This is a genomic window from Streptomyces sp. LARHCF249, assembly GCF_052871255.1.
In genome coordinates this window covers 424,049-439,948 of sequence record NZ_JBIXJQ010000001.1, presented here as the reverse complement: position 1 = coordinate 439,948, position 15,900 = coordinate 424,049, and the positions used below count along the sequence as shown (strand labels likewise).

At 70.7% G+C, this 15,900-nt stretch carries 14 protein-coding genes; 1 reads left to right on the top strand and 13 read right to left on the bottom strand.

Features of this window, described 5'->3' with window-relative positions; all coding sequences use genetic code 11:
- Positions 1-14: 14 nt before the first annotated feature.
- Positions 15-1,352 (bottom strand): ABC transporter substrate-binding protein, encoded by a 1,338-nt coding sequence (locus tag ACIPUC_RS02190; RefSeq protein WP_446586271.1) that lies wholly within the window; start codon positions 1,350-1,352, stop codon positions 15-17.
- 338 nt (positions 1,353-1,690) lie between these two features.
- Between ACIPUC_RS02190 and ACIPUC_RS02185 the strand changes: the two genes are divergently transcribed.
- A complete protein-coding gene (locus ACIPUC_RS02185; RefSeq protein ID WP_446586270.1) occupies positions 1,691-2,734 on the top strand; it encodes a LacI family DNA-binding transcriptional regulator in 1,044 nt (347 codons plus the stop codon).
- A 54-nt stretch (positions 2,735-2,788) separates the two neighbouring features.
- Here ACIPUC_RS02185 and ACIPUC_RS02180 read toward each other — a convergent pair whose 3' ends face one another.
- The 12 genes from ACIPUC_RS02180 to ACIPUC_RS02125 form a co-directional block, all read right to left on the bottom strand.
- Entirely contained in the window at positions 2,789-3,913 is a 1,125-nt protein-coding gene (locus ACIPUC_RS02180; protein ID WP_446586269.1) for a right-handed parallel beta-helix repeat-containing protein, read from the bottom strand.
- 22 nt (positions 3,914-3,935) lie between these two features.
- Positions 3,936-5,087 (bottom strand): pectinesterase family protein, encoded by a 1,152-nt coding sequence (locus ACIPUC_RS02175; protein ID WP_446586268.1) that lies wholly within the window; start codon positions 5,085-5,087, stop codon positions 3,936-3,938.
- A gap of 64 nt (positions 5,088-5,151) precedes the next feature.
- Positions 5,152-6,450, bottom strand: a complete 1,299-nt coding sequence (locus ACIPUC_RS02170) for a pectate lyase family protein (RefSeq protein WP_446586267.1) — start codon at positions 6,448-6,450, stop codon at positions 5,152-5,154.
- Between the two features lie 2 nt (positions 6,451-6,452).
- Positions 6,453-7,256 carry a rhamnogalacturonan acetylesterase gene (locus tag ACIPUC_RS02165; protein WP_446586266.1) on the bottom strand — a complete coding sequence of 268 codons (804 nt, stop codon included), beginning with the start codon at positions 7,254-7,256 and terminating at the stop codon, positions 6,453-6,455.
- Positions 7,253-8,593 (bottom strand): ABC transporter substrate-binding protein, encoded by a 1,341-nt coding sequence (locus tag ACIPUC_RS02160; RefSeq protein ID WP_446586265.1) that lies wholly within the window; start codon positions 8,591-8,593, stop codon positions 7,253-7,255. Before ACIPUC_RS02160 ends, ACIPUC_RS02165 begins: the two co-directional genes overlap by 4 nt.
- A 50-nt stretch (positions 8,594-8,643) precedes the next feature.
- Entirely contained in the window at positions 8,644-9,483 is an 840-nt protein-coding gene (locus ACIPUC_RS02155) for a DUF6807 domain-containing protein (RefSeq protein WP_446586264.1), read from the bottom strand.
- A complete protein-coding gene (locus tag ACIPUC_RS02150) occupies positions 9,480-10,655 on the bottom strand; it encodes a Gfo/Idh/MocA family protein (RefSeq protein ID WP_446586263.1) in 1,176 nt (391 codons plus the stop codon). Before ACIPUC_RS02150 ends, ACIPUC_RS02155 begins: the two co-directional genes overlap by 4 nt.
- Positions 10,652-11,527, bottom strand: coding sequence for a carbohydrate ABC transporter permease (locus ACIPUC_RS02145; RefSeq protein WP_446586760.1), 876 nt, complete (start codon positions 11,525-11,527; stop codon positions 10,652-10,654). Before ACIPUC_RS02145 ends, ACIPUC_RS02150 begins: the two co-directional genes overlap by 4 nt.
- Positions 11,476-12,447 carry a carbohydrate ABC transporter permease gene (locus tag ACIPUC_RS02140; protein ID WP_446586262.1) on the bottom strand — a complete coding sequence of 324 codons (972 nt, stop codon included), beginning with the start codon at positions 12,445-12,447 and terminating at the stop codon, positions 11,476-11,478. Before ACIPUC_RS02140 ends, ACIPUC_RS02145 begins: the two co-directional genes overlap by 52 nt.
- Positions 12,448-12,506: 59 nt before the next feature.
- Positions 12,507-14,228, bottom strand: coding sequence for an L-arabinonate dehydratase (gene araD, locus ACIPUC_RS02135; RefSeq protein ID WP_446586261.1), 1,722 nt, complete (start codon positions 14,226-14,228; stop codon positions 12,507-12,509).
- Positions 14,225-15,133, bottom strand: coding sequence for a dihydrodipicolinate synthase family protein (locus tag ACIPUC_RS02130; protein WP_446586260.1), 909 nt, complete (start codon positions 15,131-15,133; stop codon positions 14,225-14,227). Before ACIPUC_RS02130 ends, araD begins: the two co-directional genes overlap by 4 nt.
- Positions 15,130-15,780 (bottom strand): GntR family transcriptional regulator, encoded by a 651-nt coding sequence (locus ACIPUC_RS02125; protein ID WP_446586259.1) that lies wholly within the window; start codon positions 15,778-15,780, stop codon positions 15,130-15,132. The genes ACIPUC_RS02130 and ACIPUC_RS02125 overlap by 4 nt, the downstream gene beginning before the upstream one ends.
- Positions 15,781-15,900 lie beyond the last annotated feature (120 nt).

The window sequence follows — 15,900 nt, the reverse complement described above, 5'->3', positions numbered from 1 at the left end:
CGTTCGCGGCCCCGCTACTGATCGATCTTGTCGTCGACCAGCTTCTTGACGTTCTCCCACGCCTTCGCCGGATCGGTGCCGCGCTGCTCGATGTCGAGGATGCCGTTGTCGGTGAGGAAGGTCTTCACCTGGCCGTCCCAGCGGCTGATCGGGGCGGGCGTGATACCGGCCGCGGCCGCCGAGTAGATCCTGCCGACCGGGGCGTCACCGAAGAACGGCAGCTTGGCGTCCTGCACGGCCGGCGAGGTGAGCGTCTCCTTGGTGGAGGGGATGTTGCCGTTCACGCCGAAGACCTTGGCGTGCTGCGCCGGTGCGGTCAGCCAGGCGGCGAGCTCGGCGGCCTCCTTGGCGTGCTTACCGGACTTCGGCACGGCGAGGAACGAGCCGCCCCAGTTCCCGGCCACGGGCGGCTCGGCGATGTCCCACTTCCCCTGGTTCTCGGCGCCCGCCTGGTCCTTGATGATGCCCGTCATCCAGCTCGGGCAGGCGACGGTGGCGAACTTCGAGTTCTTGAAGGCCGCGTTCCAGGTGCCCTTCTCGTCGAACTGGCGCAGCTTCGCGGTCAGTTCCCCCTTGGCTGCCGCCACCGCGGTGTCCCAGGCCTTCTTCACGCCGGGGCTGTTCTCGTAGTCCAGCTCGCCCTTCGCGTTGGCGTACTGCACCGGCTCGCTGGAGACGACGGCGTTGAACAGGCCGCTCGCGGAGTCGTGGAAGGCGGTCCCGGCCGGGGCGTTCTTCTTGTACGTCTCGCCGGCCGCGAGGAACTTCGACCAGTCGCCGGCCCAGAGCTTGGCGACCTCGGCGCGTTCCGTCGGCAGCTTGGCCTGGGCGAACAGGTCCTTGTTGTAGCAGATGGCCATCGGGCCGATGTCCGTGCCGAGGCCGATGACCTTGCCGTCGGCGGTGGTGGCCTGCTTGACCTTCCAGTCGAGGAACGCGCCGAGGTCCGCGCCGCCCGACGTGCCGAGGTCGGCCCACTTGCCCGCCATGGCGGGCCCGGTCGCCTCGGCGATGTAGCCCACTTCCAGGGCCTGGATGTCCGCGAGACCGCTGTCGCGGGACAGGCGCAGCTTGAGCGTGTCCCAGTACTTCTGGCCGTCGGCGACGTTCGACTCTTCGATCGTGATGTTCGGGTGGGTCTTCTCGTATTCTGCGTAGAGCTTGGCGCCGGTCGTGTTGTCGTAGCCGAAGGAACCGAAGGTCCCGATCCGCAGCGTGATCTTCTCCTCGGCGGCCGCGCCGTCGTCGCTGCCGCCGCTGTCGCAGCCGGTGAGCAGGGCCGTGCCGGCCGTGAGTACGGCGACCGCCGCGATCGCGGCACGGCGGCCGCGTCTGCTGCTGGAAGTGCGCATTCCACTCTCCTCGTCCAGGTGGTGCTCGTCGCGCGCCAGGGGGTCCGGCGGGCCCCCGAATGGGAGCGCTCCCACGTCGCTGCCGGAAGGTTGGTGCCTGGCGAGTGCGAGTGTCAAGACATGAACGCGGATTCGTTACGAGACGGCGTTCGAGGGCGTGGGCGCCCCCTTGATCGACGGGTACCGTCAGGTTCTGAACGCGAGACGTGGTGTCGGGCGGAGATCGTGAGTAGATTGGGAGTAGATTGGGAGCGCTCCCACCGTACGGCTCGGCGTACCGTGTTCCATGCGACCGGACGGGCGCGGGACGCGCTGTCGCACGAGGGGAGTTCGAAGTCGTGAGCGGAAGCCGGCAGAACGGCAGGCCCACCCTGGAAGAGGTCGCGGCCCTGGCCGGCGTCGGCCGGGGCACGGTCTCGCGGGTGATCAACGGCTCGCCGCGGGTGAGCGAGCAGGCCCGAGCGGCCGTCGCCCGCGCCGTCGCCGAGCTCGGGTACATCCCCAACCACGCGGCCAGGGCACTGGCCGGGAGCAGGACCGACGCGGTGGCCCTGGTCATCCCCGAGACCGAGGCCAGGCTGTTCGCGGAGCCGTACTTCCTCGATCTCATCCGGGGGGTGAGCGCCGAACTCGCCGAGGCGGACAAGCAGCTGCTGTTCACCCTGGTTCGGACCGAACGTGAACGCCAGCGGTTCGAACAGTACTTGGCCGCCCAGCGGGTCGACGGCGTGCTGCTGGCGTCCGTCCACGCGGACGATCCGCTGCCCGAGCGGGTACGGGAGCTCGGGCTGCCGCTCGTCATGAACGGCCGGCGCTCGGAGGCCGAACCCGTCGCCTACGTGGACTCCGACAACATCGGCGCGGGGCGGGCGGCCGTCGCCCACCTCGCGTCGCGCGGACGGAGCAGGATCGCGACGATCAGCGGGCCACTCGACATGTATGTGGCCCGTGCGCGCCTGGGCGGCTACCGCGCGGGTCTCGCCGAGGCCGGCCTCGCCCCCGACGAGTCGCTCGTGGCGACGGGGGACTTCACGGAAGAGGGCGGCAGACTGGCGATGGGCGAGCTCCTCGAACGCGCCCCCGGCCTGGACGCTGTCTTCGCCGCCTCCGACGTGATGGCGGCCGGCGCGCGCGGTGTGCTGCGCCAGGCCGGGCGACGGGTTCCCGAGGACGTCGCCCTCGTCGGGGTCGACGACTCGGCCGTGGCCCGCCTGATGGATCCCCCGCTGACCAGCGTGCGCCAGCCGATCGAGGAGATGGGCCGCACGATGACCAGGCTGCTCCTCCAGGAGATCGCGGAGGCGTCCGGAGCCGCTTCCGCGATGGCCGGGGGGCCGCGCCGGGTCCTGCCGACCGAGCTGATCGTGCGTGACTCCTCCTGACGGGCAGGCCCCCGGGGGGTGTGGGGAGGGGCCCGAAAGCCCCTCCCCGTGACCTCAGTTCATCGTCGATCCGATCGTCGTGGAGCCGGTCGTCAGGAACGTCGTCGCCGGGAGCGAACCGTCGGCCTTCCTGGCGCCGTACGCGCTGGTGGCGTCCTTGCTGAGGAAGGGCGGGGTGACGATCCCCGAGTCCCAGTTGTTGGCGGCCGAGACGACCGAGGAGCCCCGCTTCGCGAGCCCCGAGGCATTGCCCACGGCCAGGTTCCGGGCCAGCCGGGCCGCCCCGGTCGCGAAGTAGTAGCCCCACTTCCCGTTGGCGTAGGCGGTCGTACGGTTGATGACGATGGCGCCCCTGTTGCTGTTCTCGGTGAAACCGTTGCCCGCGTTGTCCCAGGCCGCCGAGTTGTTGACGACATGGGCGACGACCTCGCCGTCGCCACCCAGCTTGTAGCCGTTGCCGTCACCCGCGAAGGCGGAGTCCGACCAGCGGTTCCTGCCGTTGCCGTAGGCCCAGGTGTGTTCGATCGTCACGGGGCTGGACCAGGACCACAGGTCGATGCCGTCGTCGGAGTTGTTGAAGAGCCGCGCCCCGGTGATCAGGTTGCCGGTGCCCGAACCGAACTTGACGGCGACTCCGTCGGCGTTCTCGCCGTGGTTGGCCGCGTCGTAATGGCCGTACGAGTCGAGGTTCCTCACGACGTTGTTGTTCGTGTCGTCGCCGGTGAGCGTGAAGCCGGAGTCGCCACCGTTGATCGTCTTGATGCGGGACCACTCGGTGCCCGTGCACGAAGTGCAGACGACGGCGCTGTCGGGGGAGTTCTGGAACGTGAGGTCGGAGACGGTCCAGTAGTCGGCGGTCAGTTTGAAGATCCAGGACCCGGCGGGCAGCTTCGAGCCGTCGATCTTCACCGCCTCCGAGCCGTAGGGCTGGAGCCGGATGCGGCTGCTCGCGGTGCCGTTGGCGGTGGACTGCAGGACGGCGGTCGGGTAATAGGTGCCGCCGCGGACCTGGATGACCGTACCGGGTGTGGCGTTCTTGACCGCGGCGGCCAGCTCGGTCGCGGTGGCGACGACGACGGTGGCGGCATGGGCGGGGGTGGTCAGTGCGCCGAAGCCGGCGGTGGTGGCCAGGAGGGACAGGGCGACGAGGGTGCTGCGCTTGCTTCCGCTGTGAGACATGACGTGCGGGTCCTCTCGTAGGTCAGGAACAGGCGGGCAGGGGACGCCAGTCGGCGAGACGGTGATCGCGTGTGGCCGACTCGGCCTCGGGGAGGGTGAGTTGAGGGCGGTTCTGCGGGACGCCGATCTCCGCGCCCGGACCGGTGTTGCGGTACTCCGCGAAGCGCTGCGCCTGCCACGGATGGGCGTCGCGCATGTTCGCGTACGGCGCGGTGGCATCGATGCCGGGGCCGAGCACGCTGTCGCGCACGACGAGCGACGGCCAGGCGGTCGGGTCGGAGCCCGGGACCCAGGGCCGGGCCAGCTTGTAGAAGCCGTCCGGTGCCTCGCTCGTCACCCGGCAGCGGACGGCCAGGAAGCCGTACGGGTTGCCGCGGGCGGTGGAAGGGGCGAAGACGAAGCCGTACGGGGCACCCGGCAGATCGGTGCGGAGCAGGGTGCGGAAGTGGCAGTGTTCGAACACGGCACGGGCCCGGCCGAAGACGAAGTCGACATCGCCCTCGACGTAACAGTGCGCGAAGTACTGGCGGGCGACCGCGGCCAAGCCCGTCGAGTCGGCGTAGAGCGTGTCCTGGTGTCCGAGGAACCGGCAGTGGAAGAAGGCTGACCGGTCGCCCTGGACCTTGAGCGCGACTGCCTGCGTGCCGGGATTCCCGGGGAGGTCGGTGCGCAGGAAGTCATTGGCGAAGGTGATCCACTGCGCCGTGAATCCGTCGGCCTGGACGGTCGTGGTCGCCGAACCGGTCGTGCCGTACGTGCCTCCGTCGGGCCGGGCCGTTCCGGCCGCGTTGTCGTACACCACGGTGACGTCGCCGGGGTTCTCGCTCGCGCCGATCCAGGTCATGGCGCCGCGGTCCGGGCCGACGGCGACGGTCTCCCGGTACGTCCCGGGAGCGAGGACCAGCGTCCAGCCGGGTCCGTCCGCCGCGCTCACCGCGGCCCGGACGCCGGTGTGGTCGCCGAGGCCGCCCGGGTGTACGTACAGGGTGCGGTCGGTGAGCCGGGCCGCGGGTGAACCGAACCGGCCGAACGGGCCGGCGCCGACGGGGCCGGCGGCGGGACCTGGGAGGGCGGCGGCGGGACCGGCCGGCAGGGCGAGCGCGAGCGCCGCACCCGCGCCGGCGGTGAACAGGGAACGGCGGCCGAGGACGGCCGGTGGATGGTGCGAGGGCATGGGGGAGCTCCTTCGCTGCGAAAAGGAAGGGGAAGAGCAGAAAGGTGGAGAGACGGCCCGAAGGTCAGCGCAGCCGGCCCGCGCCCGCGCGGTGGCCGACGAGGGCGGGCACGGCCCGCGGCACGTCCACCCGGGTGCGCAGCGAAGGCGTCCAGCCCGCGTCCGCGCGCAGGATCTCGTCGGGGAACTGGGCGTTGTGGACCGCGAGAAGGTCGACCTGCGCACCGTTGACGACGTTGCCCGCAGCGGTGACCGGGGCGTCCTTCCACTTCTTGAGGATCTTGCCGGGCTGGACGCCGTCGGCGAGCGTGAAGGCGTTCTTCTCCGCGACGAGCTGGGACTCGAATCCGATGCCGAAGCTGTAGGCGTATCCCGTGGCGGCCACCACGAAGTGGTTGTTGTACGCGTCGACCTTGCCGAAGCGGACCCTGGGCGCCCGCTCGACGACGTTCTCGAAGAGGTTGTGGTGCAGGGTGACACGGAGCCTGCCGCGGTCGGTGGCACCCGCGCTGTCGCTGTTGCCGATCATCAGGGTCTTGTCGTGGTCCGCGAAAACGTTCCACGAGACGGTGACCAGGTCGGCGCCGCGCACGATGTCCAGCTCGCCGTCGTGCTGCTGGTAGGGCTCACCGTAGTACGAGGGCAGCGAACTGTCCGGGTGGGCTCCGTCGGTGAACGTGTTGTGGTCGACCCACACATGGGTGGAGCCGTACACGACCATGCTGTCGTACTCGGAGTTCCACGCCCCCGTCGCGCCGTCCGTCGGGTCCCACTGCGGGAAGCAGTCGAGCGGGCTCTCCACGGTCAGGTTGCGGACGACGACGTTGTCCACGCCCTGGATCTGCAGGCTGCCGCCCGTGATCCCGGCATTCCTGCCCACGCCGACGATCGTCGTGTTGGCGGGGACGTACGCCTTGACGGCCTTCCCCTGAGCCTTGGCGGAGGCCGCGCGCAGATCCTCCTGCTCCCCGCTGACCTCCGTTTCGTATCCCCAGACCGCGGGGTCGTAGGCCGCGAGGTACGCCTCGAAGTCGTACCCGGGAGCCTCGAAGGCCGCGCAGCCGGCGGCCGTGGCGTTCAGCGTCCCCACGACCTTGACGATCCGCGGCTCCGTGCCCGCGACGGCGAGCGCCCCACGGAGCTCCTCCCACGTCGTGACGGTGAAGACACGGGAGGCATCGGCCGCGGCGCCGCCGCTGGTCCCCGTCCCCTCCGACGCCCAGCCGTCGCCGGCCGGAAGAACCTGGCGGGCGGGTTCGGCAGCGGCCGGCGAGGCCGTCGCCGGCTGCGCGGTCCATGCGGGACCGGTGAAGCTCAGGGCGAGGGCGGCGGCGCCCACCACCCGTATCCTTGTGTGTCGCATGCTCAGCTCTCCTTGTCATTCGGCCAGGTGATCCACCGGACGGGAACCTCCTCGTCCGTGCGGCGGGTGTCGCCCGGGGCGAGGACGCCGGTGTGGAGGAGTCCGGCGGCGACCAGCCGAGCCACGGCGATCGCGCCCGGCGGGTTGAAGTGGGTGTTGTCCTGTTCGGTCGCGGTCCAGTTGAAGTACGCCTTCGTGGTCTCGGGGCCGAGCTCCTGCCAGAGCGCCAGGGACAGTTCCTGGACGTCGAGGAGCGTGACGCCTTCCTCCCGGGCGACCTGCCGCATCGCGGCCGGGTATTCCCCGTGGGTGCGCAGGGCGGTGCCGTCCGCGTCGAACCTGCGGCGCTCGACGGAGGTGGCGAGCACCGGCAGGGCCCCGCGCTCTCGCGCGCCGTCGACGTACCGGCACAGGTTCTCCTGGTACGAGGTCCAGGGCTCGGTGTACCGCGTGGGGTCGGCTGCCTTCTGGTCGTTGTGGCCGAACTGGATCAGCAGCAGGTCGCCGGGCCGGATCAGGTCCAGGACCGCGTCCAGCCGGCCCTCGTCGATGAAGCTCTTGGTGCTGCGCCCGTTGACCGCGTGGTTGGCGACCGCCACGTCCCTGTGCAGGAAGAAGGGCAGTGCCATGCCCCACCCCGTCTCCGGGGCGGCGCCGGCGTACTTCTGCGCGGCCGTGGAATCGCCGGCGATGTACAGGGTGCGCATGCGCTCGTCTCCTCGGGACAGGGCTGCGGCGGGGGCCGCGGCCAGGGCGAGCGCGAGCCCCGTCCCCGCCGCGACCACCTGGCGGCGGCTGACGCTCACTTGTTCTGCGTCTTCCACTCGGCCTGCGCCGTGTTCAGCTGCCCGGCGAGGCTGTCCAGGAACTCCTTCGACGTGGACTTGCCGAGCAGGACCTTCTGGAACGCGGGCTCGTTGTCCGCCTTGGAGATGGTGTTCCAGTCGGGCAGGTAGTACGGCAGCTGCACGATGGCGGCCTTGCCGCTGAAGAGGACCTCGGCGGCGAGCCTGGTCGGTTCTGCCTGCTGGATCCAGGGGTCCCGGGCCGCCTCGGTGTTGGCCGGGATCGCGCCCGCCGACTCGTTCCACTTGCTGTTGGAGGCGTGTGAGGCGGCGAACTCGATGAACTTCCAGGCCGCGGCCTTGTTCTTGCTCGAAGAGAACAGGCCGAGCCCGTCGACCGGGTGGGAGACCTGCACCCGGGTGCCGTCGTCCATGGTCGGGTTCGGAACGCCCCGGAACTTCTCCGTGCCGAGCGCCTTCACATGGTCCTTGTACGAGCCCAGGTTGTGGCTGACCATGCCGATCTCGCCGCTGTCCCACTGGGCGACCATCTTGGTGAAGTCGTTGTTGACGTCCGCCGCCGGGGTGTTCTTCTTGAACAGTCCCACGTACTTCTCCAGCGCGGCCACGTTCCTGGGGTCGTTGACCGTGGACTTGTCACCGTCCCAGAAGCTGGTGACCCCGCTCTGGCCGTACATGGCGTCCAGCGCCTGGGCGATGGAGCCCGCGCCGCCGCGGATGGTGTAGCCGAACCTGTTCGCGTCCTTCTGCGTCAGCTTGTCGGCCGCCGCGTAGAAGGCGGACCAGGTGGTGGGAGCCTCGAGGCCGGCCGCCTGGAACAGGTCGGTGCGGTAGTAGAGGACGCCGTTGCTGGCGGAGGTGGGGACCGTGAAGAGCTTGTCCTTGCCCCCCGCGGACTTCACGCTCTCGACCATGCCCGCGTTGAGCTTGCCCTTGAGCGCGCTGTCCTCGACCCGCGCGTCGAGGGGCTCCAGGGCCTTCTGCGCGGCGATCCCGGCGAGCATCGCGGCTCCGACGCCGCCGACGTCCGGAAGGCCGCCGCCCTGGATGGCCGTGTCGTACTTGGACTGCACCTCGGTCGAGGCGATCCCCACGTAGTTCACCTTGATGTCGGGGTTCTGCTTCTCGAAGTCCTCGATGATCGCCTTCCAGACGTCGGTGCGGACACCGCCGTTGTTGTCCCAGAAGGTGATCTGTCCCTTGCCCGGTCCCTCGCCGCCCTTGTCGCCCGCCGCGCCGCTGCCGTCGTCTCCGCAGGCGGTGGAGGTCAGGGCGAGCGCGGTGGTCAGGGCGAGGGCACAGACGGCTCTGCGCCGCCCGTCACGGAAGATGGTCATCGTCGGCTCTCTTCTCTCGCGGTCTTTCGGGGATGGTGTTGCGGAGCGGCTCATGCGGGGACCGCCTTGTGCACCAGCGCCGCCGCCTCTGCCCGTCCCAGCCGTCCGTCGGCCACCACGGTGACCACCCGCCGGACGACCGTCGCTCCGGCGGCGACGGGCAGCCGCCGGTCGTGGGCGAGGCAGGACCCCACTCCCGGGTACTCGGCGGCGCGTACGAACCACGGATCGCGCCGGGTCTCCTCGGTCGCACCGGCGAAGACCAGGGTCCAGCCCTCGCCGGCCAGCGCGACCCAGCCGGCGCGGGAGCCGTGCACGGCAGCCTCGCCGTCCGCGTCCGCGCCGAAGACGGCCGGCGGCGCGGCCTCCTTGGGCGCACGCCAGAAGAAGCCGCCGTAGGCCGCGCCCGGCCGTCCGTTGGTGGCCGGGCTGCCGATGGACAGGGCCTGGCCCGACACCTCGGTGAGCGAGAAGGTGAAGTCCAGGGCCCAGGCCGATTCGCTCAGCACCGCCGTGGCCACGGTCCGGTGTTCGCGCAGGAGCACCCGGTCCCCGGCCGTCCAGCTCAGCCGCTCCACGAACCCGTCGGGGGCGCGGAGCGTGAAGCCGTCGTGGCGCTGCACGCCGTGGTTGTCGAGCGGGGTCGGCCCGCGGTCGCGGACGAAGGTGCGCCCGCCCCAGAAGTTGCGGCCCGCCACATCCGGTACGGCCACGCCCACGCCGAGGTGGTGCGGGTGGTCCTGGGGCATCAGCTCGGTGACACGGACCCCTGCCAGGGTCGTGACGGGATGCAGATGGGGCCGGGGGGAGTGGTCCCCCGCCAGGGCGGGGCGGGTGGTGTAGTGGGCCACGGGACGGCCGGCGCAGCACAGGACCAGTGCGGGGTTCATCGGGTCTCCGCCCTGAACGGCAGGGTCCAGGGGGCGTCGAGTTCGGAGTACAGGCCGAGCGTGTGGGCACTCGTGTCGACGAGCTTGCCGATCCCGTCGACGACCCGGCGGGGCGCGCTCGCGCCCGCCTCGGTGTGCCAGTACGCCTCCGGCAGCGCCACCGGATCGGGCGCCAGCCGGATCGCCTCCACGACCCGCATGAACGCCCCGGTCTGCGCGGGCGGTACGCGCAGTGCCTCGCCGTCGGTCACATGCCCGACGAGGTTCTCCAGGAGATCGGTCCGGCCGTGGACCACCTCCTCCGGGCCGTGCCCGGCCCGCTGGAGCAGCACCCGGTCCTGCCGGTACCAGAAGGTGACGCGGCCCCGACTGCCGTGGACCATCACGTACGGCTCGGAGTCCGTCTCGGCGCACAGGGTCGCCGCGACGGTGACCCGGCTGCCCGTCGTGGTGGAGATCCGGACGCAGGAGGTGTCGTCGGATGCGATGGCGTTCGCGCGCAGGAGCTCGGCCTCGATGGACTCGACGTCCTCGGCGCGGGTACTGCCGGCGAGGGCCAGCGCGGTGGCGACGGCGTGGGCCAGCGGGTTGGTGAGGGCGCCGTCGACGACGTCGACGCCGTCCAGGACCCGCTGGCCGGCCCAGGGCGCGCGCCGGAAGTACGCCTCGTCCCGGACCCACGCACCGGCCGCGCCGACGCCGAGGAGTTCGCCGATATGGCCCTCCTCGATCAGCCGCCTGATGGCGGGAACGGCATGCGAGCCGAGGGACTGGAAGCCGATCTGGCAGGCGGTGCCGGCCGCCGCGACTCCCTGCGCCATCCGGCGGAACTCCGCGTACGAAGGGGCCGGCGGCTTCTCGAGGAGGACGTGCGCCCCGTGGCGGGCGGCGGTCAGAGCGAGATCGGTGTGGGTCTGGATCGGCGTCGAGATCACGGCGATCCGGGCCCCGGTGGAGGCCATGAGCGCGTCGAGGTCCGAGGACTGGTCCGGTGTGCCGAACCCGTCCAGCTCCTCGGCGCCGAGTGGCCGCAGCTCGCAGACACCGGCGAGGCGGACCAGGCCGAGGCGCTCGAGCCGGCGGATGTTCAGCAGGTGCGACCGGCCGTGGCCGCGCGCGCCCGCCAGGACCACGGGAAGCGGGGTGCGCAGGGTGCCGGGGCCGTTGCTCATCCCTTCACCGCCCCTGCGCTGAAGCCGGTGACCAGCCACTTCTGGATGAAGGCGAACACGATCACGACGGGCACGGCTGCGATCACGCCGCCCGCGGCGAGCGCACCCAGGTCGACGCTGTCCGCCCCCATGAGGGTGTTGAGGCCGACCGGAATGGTCTGCTTGTCCTGGCTGCTGAGGAACATCAGCGCGAAGAGGAAGTGGTTCCAGGCGTGGACGAAGGCGAAGGAGCCGACGGCGACCAGGCCGGGCCGCAGGAGCGGCAGGACGACGATCCGGAACGCGCTGAAGCGGTGGCAGCCGTCGACCCAGGCGGCCTCCTCCAGGGAGTACGGCACGTTCTTGATGAAGCCGCTGATGAGGATCATGGACAGGGGGAGCTGGAAGACGGTCTCCGCGATGATGACGCTGCCCAGAGAGTTGATCATCCGCAGACTGGCGAAGGTCTGGAACAGCGGTACGAGCAGCAGCGCACCGGGCACGAACTGGGAGCACAGCAGGGCCAGCATGAAGCCCTTCTTGACCCGGAAGTCGAAGCGGGCCAGGGCGTAGCCGCCGGCGAGCGCGATCACGGTGGTCATCACCAGCGTCGCGAGGCCGATGAGCAGGCTGTTCTGGAAGAAGGTCGCGAAACTCCGCTCGGTCCACACCTTCTCGAAGTGCTCGGTGGTCATGGGCCACGGCACCAGTGAGGTGGAGCCCGCCGGCCTGAGCGCGAAGAGCAGTATCCAGTAGAAGGGGATCAGGGTGAACAGGAGGTAGATGCCGAGCGGCAGGTAGATCTGCCACCGGGGGATCTCGTCCCAGGCGCGCCGCCGTTTCACTTGCTCTCGCCTCCGAACTTGCTCAGGCGCAGATAGACCATCGAGCAGAAGAGAAGGATCACGAACGCCACCGTCGTCAGCGCTGAGGCGTATCCGAAGTTGTGGGCGTCGACACTGGTGTTGGCGATGTAGAGGGGCAGCGTCGTGGTCTCGCCCGCGGGGCCGCCACCGGTCAGGGTGTAGAGGAGGTCGACGTTGTTGAACTCCCACACGGCTCGCAGCAGGGTGGACAGCACGATCGCGTCCCTGAGGTGCGGCAGCGTGATGTGGAGGAACTGCCGCAGCCGGCCCGCCCCGTCCACCTCGGCCGCCTCGTACAGGTCCTTGGGTACGGACTGGAGGTCGGCGAGGATGAGGATCGCGAAGAAGGGGACGCCGCGCCACAGATCGGCGACGACCACCGCGGAGAAGACCGTGGAGGTGTCGGACAGCCAGGACGCGCCGTACTCGCCGATTCCCATGTCCGCGAGATAACGGGTGATGCCCGTCTGGGAGTTGTAGAGCAGCACCCAGATGGCGGAGGTCAGCACTCCGGAGACCGCCCACGGGGAGAACACCAGGGCCCGGCCCAGGGCGCGGCCCGCGAACGTCTGGTTGACGATCAGCGCGAGGGCCAGGCCGAACAGCAGCTGCAGGCTCACCTCGACGGCGACCCATTTCGCGCTGAAGGTCAGCGTCCCCCAGAAGTGCGGGTCGTCGGTGAAGACGTGCACGAAATTGTCGAAGCCGGCGAAGCCGTTGCGCCAGGGCTTGGTGGGGTTGTAGTGCTGCAGGCTGTAGTAGAAGACGCTGAGCACGGGGTAGGCGATGAAGCCGAGCATCAGCAGCCCGGCGGGCGCGATCAGCAGGTACGGCAGTCGGCGGGGGGCGGCTCCCGTGCGGCGGCGGCCGGGTACCTCGGGGGCCCGGGAGGCCCTGGGGGCCTTCGGCACCGGGGCCTGAGGTGGTCGGGTCACAGCTGAGGCCATGACGGTGGCTCCGTTCTCGGTGTTTCGGACAGGCGGATTCGCCGGATGCGCGAGGGGAGTCAGCCCGCGTAGGGATCGGGGGTCGCCCCGGGCCGGGCCAGGAACTCGAAGTCGCATCCCGTGTCGGCCTGGGTGATCTGCTCGCTGTACAGCGCCCCGTAGCCGCGTGCGTAACGGGCCGGCGGCGGGGTCCACGCCTCCCGCCGGAGCGCCAGCTCGTCCTCGGGAACGTGGAGGTGAAGGGTGCGTTCCGCGACGTCGAGGGTGATCGCGTCGCCCGTGCGGACCAGGGCGAGCGGCCCTCCGACGTACGACTCGGGGGCGACATGGAGTACGCACGCGCCGTAACTCGTGCCGCTCATCCGGGCGTCGGAGATGCGCACCATGTCCCGCACGCCCTGCTCCAGCAGGTACTTGGGGATCGGCAGCATCCCGTACTCCGGCATCCCCGGGCCGCCCTTCGGCCCGGAGCCCCGCAGCACGAGCACATGAGCCGCGGTGATCCCGAGCGCCGGGTCGTCGATGGTCCGCTGCATCGTGCGGTAGTCGTCGAAGACCACCGCCGGACCGGTGTGCTTCAGCAGGTGCGGCTCGGCGGCGATGTGCTTGATGACCGCGCCGTCCGGGCAGAGGTTCCCGCGCAGCACGGCGACCCCGCCCTCGGGCGCCAGTGCCCGGTCGCGCACCCGGATCACCTCGTCGTCGTGCACGCGGCCCCCGTCGAGCCGCTCTCGCAGCGTGCTGTGGGAGACGGTCGGCCGGTCGAGATGGAGCACGTCGGTGAGGCGGGAGAGGAATCCGGGCATGCCGCCGGCGAAGTGGAAGTCCTCCATGAGGAACCGCCCTCCGGGGCGGAGGTCGGCCAGCACCGGCACGGTCCGCGCGATCCGGTCGAAGTCGTCCAGAGTGAGCTCCACCCCGGACCGGCCGGCCATGGCGATCAGGTGGATGACCGCGTTGGTCGACCCGCCGAGCGCCAGGACGGCGGCGACCGCGTCCTCGTACGCCTCCCGGGTCAGGACGCTCGACAGCCGCAGGTCCTGCCGTACGAGCTCCACGATCCGCATCCCGGAGGCGGCCGCCATCCGGTCATGGGCCGAGTCGACCGCCGGGATCGAGGACGCGCCCGGCATCGTCACGCCGAGGGTCTCGGCTGCGGCGGTGAGCGTGGAGGCCGTGCCCATCGTCATGCAGTGGCCGGGGGAGCGGGCCAGGCCGCTCTCCAGCTCGGCCATCTCGCAGTCACCGATCAGGCCCGCCCGCTTGTCGTCCCAGTACTTCCACATGTCGGTGCCGGAACCGAGGGTCTCGCCCCGCCAGTGGCCGGGCAGCATCGGTCCGGCCGGCACGAAGACGGCCGGCAGGTCCACCGACGCCGCACCCATCAGCAGCGCCGGGGTCGACTTGTCGCAGCCGCCCAGGAGAACCGCGCCGTCGACCGGGTAGGAGCGCAGCAGCTCCTCCGTCTCCATCGCGAGGAGGTTCCGGTAGAGCATGGGCGTCGGCTTCTGGAAGGTCTCGGAGAGGGTGGAGACCGGGAATTCGAGCGGGAAGCCACCGGCCTGCCACACGCCCCGCTTCACGGCCTGCGCGCGGTCGCGGAGATGGACGTGGCAGGGGTTGATGTCGGACCAGGTGTTGAGGACCGCCACGACCGGCTTGCCCAGGTGCTCCTCGGGGAGGTAGCCGAGCTGGCGCGTGCGGGAGCGGTGGCTGAACGCGCGCAATCCGTCCGTGCCGTACCACTGGTGGCTGCGCAGCTGCTCGGGCTGCCTGCTCATGCCTGCCATCCGGCGGCTATCGCGGCGACCTCGGCACGTGCGGACACGGGCAGTTCGCGGCTGGGCGGGCGGATGTCGCGGCGGCACAGACCGAGCGAGGCGAGGGCCTCCTTGACGACGGTGACGTTGTCGGCGCTGCCGTTGGCGGCCCGCAGTTCCTCGAAGCGGCGGATCCGCTCCCACACCTTCATCGCGGCCGGGTAGTCGCCTGCCCGCAGGGCCGACAGCATCTCCAGGGAGAGCGGAGGGCAGACGTTGACGAGGCCGGAGGTGAAGCCGGTCGCGCCGCCCGCGAAGTAGGAAGGGGCGTACGGCTCGGCGAGCCCCGCCACCCAGACGAACCGGTCGAGTCCCGCGTCACGGGCGAAGCCGGCGAACCCGGCCGCGTCGGGGACGGCGTACTTGACGCCGACCACGTTCGGACAGGCGTCTGCGAGATCCGCGAGCCGCACCCCGCTCAGCTGCGGGTTGCGGATGTAGGGAACGACACCGAGCTCGGGTACGGCCTCGGCTATGGCCCGGTGGTAGTCGACCCAGCCGTCCTGCGAGACGTACGGGTGCACCGGCTGGTGCACCATCAGCATCTGTGCGCCACAGGCCCGTGCGTGACGGGCGGCCGCGACCGCCGTGGGCACGTCGTGGCCGACGCCGACCAGCACCGTGGCGTCGCCGCCCGCCTCGTCGATGGTCAACTCGGTGACCATGCGGCGCTCTTCGGGCGTCAGGGCATAGAACTCGCCGGTGTTCCCGTTGGGCGTGAGCGTGCGCACCCCGCCGTCGATCAGACGGCGGAGCAGGGTGCGGTGAGCCGCGGTGTCGAGCTCGCCGACCGCGGTGAAGGGCGTGACGGGAATGGCCACGACCCCGGCGAGCGCGGTCCTCAAGGTTTCGAACGTCGTGGTCACTCGCCCTCCCCGCTCTCCCGGGGGAAGGCCCGCTGGACGAAGGAGGCGATGTGGTCGTGGACGGCCAGGCCGGCCCGGTCCGCGTGGCCGGCGGCCGCGAGCCGCAGTATCTCCTCGTGTTCGGCGGCCTCGTGCTCCCACGAGGGGACGGCCGCCCAGGCCACGGTGGAGACCAGGGCGGCCTGGTCGCGCACCTCGTCGAGCATCCGGCCGAGCAGCGGATTGCCGCAGGGCAGATAGAGGGCGCGGTGGAACTCGCGGTTGGCCAGCGAGCGTTCGGCGGGATCCTCGGCCCCGGCGGCCCGCCGCAGCGCCTCGCGCGCCGCGTCGAGCGGGGCGCGCGCCGCTACCGTGCGGCGGACCGCCTCGGGCTCCAGGAGCAGCCGTACGTCGTATACCTCGCGGGCCATGTCGGCGTCGACCATGCGCACGGTGACGCCCTTGTACTGGCTCATCACCACGAGGCCGCTGCCGGCAAGGGTCTTGAGCGCCTCGCGCACCGGGGTCTTCGACACCCCGAAGTGGGCTGCGAGTTCGGTTTCCACCAGGGCCTGGCCGGGGCTCAGGACTCCGGTGAGGATGTCGTGTTTGATCGCCTCCAGAACGTACTGGGTGCGGGACGGGATGGGGGTGGGCGCGAAGGCCATGACGCACTCTCAGATCTCGTGTATCGCGTCTCATATATGACGTACGAAGTGCAATGACGTGAAGCTATGGGGCAGTTGGTGTTTCGTCAATGCTTCGCGCACGAAGATGTGAAAGCGCTT

What these genes read in the sequence shown, in the direction of transcription:
- ACIPUC_RS02190 (WP_446586271.1), bottom strand. Translation starts at nt 1,352, where the DNA reads ATGCGCACTTCCAGCAGCAGACGCGGCCGCCGTGCCGCGATCGCGGCG.
- ACIPUC_RS02180 (WP_446586269.1), bottom strand. Translation starts at nt 3,913, where the DNA reads ATGTCTCACAGCGGAAGCAAGCGCAGCACCCTCGTCGCCCTGTCCCTC.
- ACIPUC_RS02175 (WP_446586268.1), bottom strand. Translation starts at nt 5,087, where the DNA reads ATGCCCTCGCACCATCCACCGGCCGTCCTCGGCCGCCGTTCCCTGTTC.
- ACIPUC_RS02170 (WP_446586267.1), bottom strand. Translation starts at nt 6,450, where the DNA reads ATGCGACACACAAGGATACGGGTGGTGGGCGCCGCCGCCCTCGCCCTG.
- ACIPUC_RS02160 (WP_446586265.1), bottom strand. Translation starts at nt 8,593, where the DNA reads ATGACCATCTTCCGTGACGGGCGGCGCAGAGCCGTCTGTGCCCTCGCC.
- ACIPUC_RS02155 (WP_446586264.1), bottom strand. Translation starts at nt 9,483, where the DNA reads ATGAACCCCGCACTGGTCCTGTGCTGCGCCGGCCGTCCCGTGGCCCAC.
- ACIPUC_RS02150 (WP_446586263.1), bottom strand. Translation starts at nt 10,655, where the DNA reads ATGAGCAACGGCCCCGGCACCCTGCGCACCCCGCTTCCCGTGGTCCTG.
- ACIPUC_RS02140 (WP_446586262.1), bottom strand. Translation starts at nt 12,447, where the DNA reads ATGGCCTCAGCTGTGACCCGACCACCTCAGGCCCCGGTGCCGAAGGCC.
- araD (WP_446586261.1), bottom strand. Translation starts at nt 14,228, where the DNA reads ATGAGCAGGCAGCCCGAGCAGCTGCGCAGCCACCAGTGGTACGGCACG.
- ACIPUC_RS02125 (WP_446586259.1), bottom strand. Translation starts at nt 15,780, where the DNA reads ATGGCCTTCGCGCCCACCCCCATCCCGTCCCGCACCCAGTACGTTCTG.